The following is a 6,943-nucleotide window of genomic DNA, read 5'->3' on the forward strand; positions in this document are numbered from 1 at the left end:
CTATGATGATGGACATACTGATGTACTTGTTTGAAACCTACATCCATAGCGATTCTGAATTGCAGGTGGATCAAGATGAGCTGGAAGATGAGCTTCTTCGAGCAGGGTTTCACCAAGACGATATTTATAAGGCCCTCCATTGGTTAGAAGATCTTGCTGCACTGCAAGATACCGACAACCAAGCGGCGATTACTATGTGCTCCAATACCTCGATGCGTGTTTACACCAGTCGAGAGGTATCGCGTATTAATATGGAGTGTCGAGGTTTCTTACTGTTCCTAGAGCAGATCAACGTGCTCACGACAGAGATTCGTGAAATGGTTATTGATCGTGTGATGGGGCTTGAGACCAACGAATTTGAATTGGATGATCTGAAATGGATTATCTTAATGGTGCTATTTAATGTGCCGGGTAATGAAAGTGCTTACACGCAAATGGAAGAGCTGTTGTACACCAAAGAGCAAGGCATCTTGCATTAATACAGGCTTGTCATGAGTAGTAAGATTGATAATCAGCTTTTTTCAGCACATGAACATGCGTTAGAGCATGAACCATGTCCGCAGTGTGGTGGGGAGCTTCAGCTTCGCCATGGTAAGCACGGCCCATTTTTAGGCTGTAAGCAGTATCCGAGCTGTGATTACATCAAGCCTCTTCATCAAAATGATGGTCATGTGGTGAAAGAGCTAGGCGTTCCGTGTCCTAAGTGCCAAAACGAATTGGTATTAAGGCAGGGTCGCTTTGGGATGTTCATTGGTTGTAGTAGTTATCCAACGTGTAATCACATCGAATCTTTGGATCAACCGAAAGAACAACCTGAAGAACAGCCACTTGTTGCCTGCCCTGAGTGTGGTCGAGGCCACTTGGTTGAGCGTAAATCTCGCTATGGTAAAACTTTTTATGCGTGTGATAACTACCCTAAGTGTAAGTTCGCCGTTAATCAGCCACCAGTTATAGGTCGTTGTGAAGAGTGCCAGTTCCCGTTGTTACTTGAGAAGAAAACAGCCAGTGGCACTAAGAAGCAATGTGCTGATCGCAAGTGTCATCACATTCAATCTCAGTAGTCATGTTAATCACAGTAAGTGAATGACCAGAAAAAAAACGGCGCTCAATGAGCGCCGTTTCTATATCCAATGAACTTTTTATATCAATAAACCAACGTAGGCTTACTTCATCTGCTCAGCAAACTCATGCACAGCAGGGTAGGCTTGCTGATCAAGAATATCAGACAATGAGCACAACGCTCTTTGCAGTTCTGCGTTGTAATCAGCGCTCACATTAATGTGGCCCATCTTACGACCTGCACGCTTCTCTTTACCATACCAGTGAACATGACAGCAGCCTTGAGCCAGAATAGCCTCAGGTAGAGTATCTTCACCAAGAATGTTGATCATTGCGGTTGGACGAATCAGCTTGGTGCTACCTAGTGGCATCCCACACACGGCACGCAGGTGGTTTTCAAACTGACAAGTTTCAGCGCCTTGCTGCGTCCAGTGGCCAGAGTTATGAACACGTGGTGCAATCTCGTTAACCAGCAGTGAACCTTGAACATCAAAGAACTCTAGCGCGAGTACACCAACGTAATCTAAGCGTTCAGCAATGGCAGTGAACATGGTTTTCGCTTGCTCTTGCAGTTCAATGTCATCAATCGCTGTCGATAAGCTCAATACGCCGTCGGTGTGAACATTTTCAGCCAGTGGATACACTTGAATCTCGCCATTGGTACCACGAGCACCAACCAGTGATACTTCGCGGTCAAACGGAACAAACTCTTCAGCCACAATCGCTTGGTTGTCTGTTGCGGCAATGCACTCAGCCATTTCTGCCCAAGTTACGTCAACATTGTCTAATGCCTTTAAGCGCCACTGGCCTTTGCCATCGTAGCCGCCAAGTGTACTCTTCAATACCATTGGTAAGCCAACGTGAGCGATCGCTGCGTCAAAGTCTTCGCGAGAGTTGATCACGTAGTATTTAGCATTCTTCACGTTCGCTTCGTCTAACAGCGCTTTTTCAAGGCGACGGTCACCGCCAGCTTTGATTGCTTCTGTTGTCGGTAAGAACTTACCGCTGCGCTCACATACCTCAAGCACATCATGAGGGATGTGTTCGAACTCAGCAGTAATGACGTCCGCGCGATCTATCGCATTTTCTAAGCCGTTGCCTAGAATCGCTTGCGTTAATGGGTGAACAATATTTTTGCTGCCAACATCAAAAGCAGAAATTTCAATATTCAGCGGTGCCCCAGCTAGGGACATCATGCGAGCAAGTTGGCCCGCGCCTAACACAAGAACATGCATGGGAATTAGTCCTCTGCAGGGTTTGGATTTGCAAGTACCGTTTCTGTTTGCTCAGAGCGGAACGCTTCTACTTTTGCCATCACATCTTCATTGTGTGTACCAATTATTTGCGCTGCTAGGATACCAGCGTTCGCTGCACCAGCTTCACCGATAGCCAGAGTACCTACCGCGATACCTTTTGGCATTTGCACGATAGAAAGTAGCGAGTCCATGCCTTTCAATGCTTTAGATTGAACTGGAACACCAAGAACAGGTACGCTTGTGAAGGCAGCTGCCATGCCTGGTAGGTGAGCTGCACCGCCAGCGCCAGCAATAATCACTTTAATACCACGCTCTTTCGCACTGGTTGCGTAGTCTGCAAGCAACTGAGGTGTGCGGTGAGCAGAAACCACTTTTGTTTCGTACGCCACGCCAAACTGATCCAACATTTCTGCAGCTAGCTTCATTGTTGGCCAATCAGATTTAGAACCCATGATAATACCGACAGTCATCTCAAACTCCTTCAGGTACGATTTAATTAGTGATTAGATATTTTGCGCGCATTATACGGGTAAAATTGCCCAAGGAAAACGTTTGCGTCAGTCTAAGTTGTTAATTGATACATTTTATAAACAAATAGCTTTAGTCACAGTGAATGATAATTTGTACACTTAGTGAGTTAGATAACTGAATTAATGAGGCAACCCGTGGATAACTTTCAACATACTTTGCAGGCATTGCAACAAGGTGAAGTCATTGCTTACCCGACCGAAGGCGTTTTTGGGGTCGGTTGTGATCCAGATAATCCACAAGCCATCCAGAAATTACTCGAGTTAAAACAGCGCCCGGTTGAAAAGGGCTTGATCTTAATAGCTGCAAGCTACGAGCAACTGTTACCTTACATAGATGAAAGCCAATTGACGGAAGAGCAGCTGACGACAGTAAAAGCCACATGGCCAGGCCCGGTAACTTGGATTATGCCAACCAGTGCTAAGGTGACAGACTGGGTGAGTGGTCAGTTTGATTCAATCGCTGTGCGAGTGACGGATCACCCTTTGGTTCAAAGAATGTGTAATGAATTCGGTAAGCCGTTAACCTCTACCAGTGCTAACCTGACGGGCGAACCGCCTTGTATGACGACTGAAGAAGTTCAGCAGCAACTCGGCCAACATTTGGTGGCTATTCTCGAAGGTCAAACGGGTGGTCGTGACAAGCCAAGCGAAATTAGAGATGCAAAAACGTCGAAAATATTAAGACAGGGTTAAACCCTGCAAAGGAAAGTAAAATGTCAGCAATTGATAAAGAAGCAGTAAAGCAGTTTTTACTGAACCTACAAGATTCGATTTGCCATCAGCTTGAACAAGCTGATGGTAGTGCACTATTTGAAGAAGATGCATGGGAGCGCGAACCTGGCGAACGCCTCGGAGGAGGAGGTCGTACTCGTGTGATGACTGATGGTGCGGTCTTTGAGCAAGGTGGTGTTAACTTTTCTCACGTTGCAGGTAAGGCAATGCCAGCGTCAGCAACCGCTCACCGCCCTGAATTAGCCGGGCGTAAGTTCGAAGCGATGGGTGTATCGTTAGTTATCCACCCTAAAAACCCTTATATCCCAACCTCACACGCCAACGTACGATTCTTTATTGCCGAAAAGGAAGGGGAAGACCCTATCTGGTGGTTCGGTGGTGGTTTTGATTTAACACCATTCTATCCTTTCGACGAAGATTGCCAGTATTGGCATCAAACCGCTAAAGACCTGTGTGCACCATTTGGTGATGACGTTTATCAAGAACACAAGGAATGGTGTGACAAGTACTTCTATCTGCCTCACCGAGACGAAACTCGTGGTGTTGGTGGTCTGTTCTTTGATGATCTGAATGAGTGGGGCTTTGAAAAGAGCTTTGCTTATATGCAGGCGGTCGGTGAAGGTTTTGCAGCCGCTTATTTACCCATTGTAGAACGACGCAAAGAGACGTCTTACGGTGAGCGCGAGCGTGACTTCCAACTTTATCGTCGTGGTCGCTATGTTGAATTTAACCTCGTGTATGACCGTGGCACCTTATTTGGTCTGCAAAGCGGTGGGCGCACAGAGTCTATATTGATGTCTATGCCGCCATTGGCTCGTTGGGAATACCGCTACGAACCACAAGCGGGTTCACCAGAAGCTCTGCTTTATAGCGACTACCTAAAGCCTCGAGTTTGGTAGTTCTTCCTTCCTTATAGGGATAGTGATAGGGTCATCTATATAGATGACCTTTTTTATTTCTGTTAGGTAAGGATATGACACAGCAAGTAGATCGTTATGCCGTTTTCGGTAACCCTATTGGGCAAAGCAAATCGCCATTCATTCACACATTATTTGCTCGCCAAACCAGCCAACAACTTACCTATACAGCACTGCAGCCAGAGCATGGTGAATTTATCACTGCTGCCAAATCCTTTTTCAGCGAAGGTGGTCGAGGATGTAATGTCACAGCGCCTTTTAAAGAAGATGCCTATCAGTTTGCCAATCGCCTAACTGAGAGGGCTGAGCTAGCCGGTGCCGTAAATACCCTTAAGAAGTTAGATGACGGAGAGATCATTGGTGATAACACCGATGGTGAGGGTTTAGTTCAAGACCTGCTTCAACATCAAGTGACGCTAAAGGGAGCACGTGTTCTTCTTCTTGGCGCTGGTGGTGCTGCGAGAGGAGTGATTCAACCTCTTCTCGACCAAAAGCCACAACAGTTGGTGATCGCTAACCGAACCAGTTCAAAAGCAGAACTATTGGCTGAGATGTTTTCGTCGCATGGAAATATCAAAGGTATGGGGCTAAGTGATGTTAATGATGGCTTTGATGTCATTATTAACTCGACCTCATCTGGTCTAAGCGGGCAGCTTCCTGAAGTGTCTGAGGTGATTTTCAATTCTACTAGCGCCGTTTATGACATGGTTTATGGATCTGGAACGACGGTATTCAATCAATGGGCATTAGATAATGGTGTTCATGCTGCTTATGATGGTTTGGGTATGCTAGTGGGGCAGGCAGCAGAAAGCTTTATGCTTTGGCGTGGTCTTCGTCCGGGAACAAAACAGATCTTAAGAGAATTACGTAAAAATCTAGAGATGTAATGGGGTGTTTATAAAAAATGAATCAATCAATTCTATTTCCTGATATCCAAGATTGGGATGAAGAGAGCCGAACAATCACGTTCCCAGCACAACAGTCGGGCGCATTGATTGAATGTGTCATGTCTATTGAGGAATTATCACAATTGGCAGGAAGAGATATAGAAGAAGGCGATCAAGCTTTAGTTATCTTTTCAGAGTTACGTTTCGATATTGAAGAGCTAGCGGAAGAGTTAATAGAAGAAGAGGAGTATGACTCCTCTAATCGGATTCAGATCAAAGCGCTTTAGACTGGAAGTACAGAGTCTAGATAGTCATTTTTATTCTGAACATAGTTGTCTGCAGACTTCTGTAAAAAGGCACGCTCTTTATCATTTAATGGGCGTGCTTGTTTTGCTGGGCTTCCTACATAGAGATAACCACTTTCAAGTTGGAACAAGCCACGTACTAAGCTACCAGCACCAATCATCACTTCTTTTTGGATAATCACGCCATCCAACACGATCGCTCCCATACCAACAAGTACACGATCTTCAATGGTGCAGCCGTGCAGCATTACTTTATGACCGATAGTGACATCATTACCTATTAGTAGAGGATAACCCTCAGGGTTGTCAGCATTCTTATGGGTGACGTGCAAGACACTACCATCTTGGATATTCGTTCTCTCTCCAATATGAATGTGGTTCACATCCCCTCGAGCTGCAACCAAAGGCCACACGCTAGAGTCGTTACCGATTTTGATATCACCAACCAGTACCGAACTTGTATCTATATAGACACCTTGCCCAATCTGAGGGGATATTCCTTTATAACTGCGTATTGAACTCATAAATCCTCCTTTATATAGGCACCTTAAGCCCTTAATTAAGGGGAATACTAGTGAAAATGGGGTGTTTTGAACAAAAAACGCTCGAACAATCAAAAAAGTAAGAAAAACTTCAAAAAGGGCTTGCCAGTGTGATCGAAATCTCTATAATGCCACCTCGCTGACACGGGATGGCTTCAACAGAAACCAAAACGAATCAGCAGGTCAAATTAGCCAAGCTAAGCGCTTGAAAAAAGTTTTGAAAATAGTGGTTGACACTAAAACTTAAATCGCTAAAATGGCCGTCCGATTTGAGCGAAGCTCAAAAAGGAAAAGCTCTTTAACAATTTAAACCTATCAATCTGTGTGGGCACTCGTTGATGAATATCAAAACGTTTTATCGTTAGATAAAACAGATTCTTCGGAATCAAAATTGATTTCAATGAACTGAGTGACCAATACGTTTAACTACTTGTAGTTATTCGGCACAGTCAATTCATTATCATTCTGTTGGAATGGTAATAGCTTTAAAATTACACTCTTTATTTATAAAGAATAGTTTTGAAGTCAGTATTCGTTGAGTCACAAAATCTTAAATTGAAGAGTTTGATCATGGCTCAGATTGAACGCTGGCGGCAGGCCTAACACATGCAAGTCGAGCGGAAACGACACTAACAATCCTTTGGGTGCGTTAATGGGCGTCGAGCGGCGGACGGGTGAGTAATGCCTAGGAAATTGCCTTGATGTGGGGGATAAC

At 44.8% G+C, this 6,943-nt stretch carries 9 protein-coding genes and 1 rRNA gene; 7 read left to right on the forward strand and 3 right to left on the reverse strand.

What is annotated here, in order from left to right:
* The first annotated feature begins 2 nt into the window (after window positions 1-2).
* Together CWO08_RS20350 and CWO08_RS20355 are read left to right on the forward strand one after the other, a co-directional pair.
* Window positions 3-479 (forward strand): DUF494 family protein, encoded by a 477-nt coding sequence (locus tag CWO08_RS20350; RefSeq protein ID WP_048657837.1) that lies wholly within the window; start codon window positions 3-5, stop codon window positions 477-479.
* Window positions 480-491: 12 nt separating this feature from the next.
* A complete protein-coding gene (locus tag CWO08_RS20355; protein ID WP_004735775.1) occupies window positions 492-1,061 on the forward strand; it encodes a type I DNA topoisomerase in 570 nt (189 codons plus the stop codon).
* A gap of 102 nt (window positions 1,062-1,163) precedes the next feature.
* Here the strand turns inward: CWO08_RS20355 and CWO08_RS20360 are convergent, their stop codons facing one another.
* Together CWO08_RS20360 and purE are read right to left on the reverse strand one after the other, a co-directional pair.
* A complete protein-coding gene (locus CWO08_RS20360) occupies window positions 1,164-2,294 on the reverse strand; it encodes a 5-(carboxyamino)imidazole ribonucleotide synthase (RefSeq protein WP_048657838.1) in 1,131 nt (376 codons plus the stop codon).
* A gap of 5 nt (window positions 2,295-2,299) precedes the next feature.
* Entirely contained in the window at window positions 2,300-2,785 is a 486-nt protein-coding gene (purE, locus tag CWO08_RS20365) for a 5-(carboxyamino)imidazole ribonucleotide mutase (RefSeq protein ID WP_017073863.1), read from the reverse strand.
* A 195-nt stretch (window positions 2,786-2,980) separates the two neighbouring features.
* Between purE and CWO08_RS20370 the strand changes: the two genes are divergently transcribed.
* The 4 genes from CWO08_RS20370 (at window position 2,981) to CWO08_RS20385 (ending at window position 5,668) form a co-directional block, all read left to right on the forward strand.
* Window positions 2,981-3,538 carry an L-threonylcarbamoyladenylate synthase gene (locus tag CWO08_RS20370; RefSeq protein ID WP_102432375.1) on the forward strand — a complete coding sequence of 186 codons (558 nt, stop codon included), beginning with the start codon at window positions 2,981-2,983 and terminating at the stop codon, window positions 3,536-3,538.
* Between the two features lie 20 nt (window positions 3,539-3,558).
* Entirely contained in the window at window positions 3,559-4,476 is a 918-nt protein-coding gene (gene hemF / locus CWO08_RS20375) for an oxygen-dependent coproporphyrinogen oxidase (RefSeq protein ID WP_102432374.1), read from the forward strand.
* A gap of 74 nt (window positions 4,477-4,550) precedes the next feature.
* On the forward strand, window positions 4,551-5,381 hold the full coding sequence (gene aroE, locus CWO08_RS20380; protein WP_108020984.1) for a shikimate dehydrogenase: 831 nt from the start codon (window positions 4,551-4,553) through the stop codon (window positions 5,379-5,381).
* A gap of 17 nt (window positions 5,382-5,398) precedes the next feature.
* A complete protein-coding gene (locus tag CWO08_RS20385; protein WP_048611195.1) occupies window positions 5,399-5,668 on the forward strand; it encodes a DUF1488 domain-containing protein in 270 nt (89 codons plus the stop codon).
* Here CWO08_RS20385 and CWO08_RS20390 read toward each other — a convergent pair.
* Window positions 5,665-6,210 (reverse strand): gamma carbonic anhydrase family protein, encoded by a 546-nt coding sequence (locus tag CWO08_RS20390; protein ID WP_108020985.1) that lies wholly within the window; start codon window positions 6,208-6,210, stop codon window positions 5,665-5,667. The two genes, CWO08_RS20385 and CWO08_RS20390, sit on opposite strands and share 4 nt — an antisense overlap.
* A gap of 570 nt (window positions 6,211-6,780) precedes the next feature.
* Here CWO08_RS20390 and CWO08_RS20395 point away from each other — a divergent pair.
* Window positions 6,781-6,943 (forward strand): 16S ribosomal RNA (locus CWO08_RS20395); the annotation flags it as partial.

It is taken from the genome of Vibrio sp. 10N.286.48.B8 (genome assembly GCF_003050085.1).
Classification (GTDB): domain Bacteria; phylum Pseudomonadota; class Gammaproteobacteria; order Enterobacterales; family Vibrionaceae; genus Vibrio; species Vibrio crassostreae.

Excerpts from the sequence above, each read along its gene's own strand:
- CWO08_RS20350 (WP_048657837.1), top strand. The coding sequence starts at position 3 with ATGATGATGGACATACTGATGTACTTGTTTGAAACCTACATCCATAGC.
- CWO08_RS20355 (WP_004735775.1), top strand. The coding sequence starts at position 492 with ATGAGTAGTAAGATTGATAATCAGCTTTTTTCAGCACATGAACATGCG.
- CWO08_RS20360 (WP_048657838.1), bottom strand. The coding sequence starts at position 2,294 with ATGCATGTTCTTGTGTTAGGCGCGGGCCAACTTGCTCGCATGATGTCC.
- purE (WP_017073863.1), bottom strand. The coding sequence starts at position 2,785 with ATGACTGTCGGTATTATCATGGGTTCTAAATCTGATTGGCCAACAATG.
- hemF (WP_102432374.1), top strand. The coding sequence starts at position 3,559 with ATGTCAGCAATTGATAAAGAAGCAGTAAAGCAGTTTTTACTGAACCTA.
- aroE (WP_108020984.1), top strand. The coding sequence starts at position 4,551 with ATGACACAGCAAGTAGATCGTTATGCCGTTTTCGGTAACCCTATTGGG.
- CWO08_RS20385 (WP_048611195.1), top strand. The coding sequence starts at position 5,399 with ATGAATCAATCAATTCTATTTCCTGATATCCAAGATTGGGATGAAGAG.
- CWO08_RS20390 (WP_108020985.1), bottom strand. The coding sequence starts at position 6,210 with ATGAGTTCAATACGCAGTTATAAAGGAATATCCCCTCAGATTGGGCAA.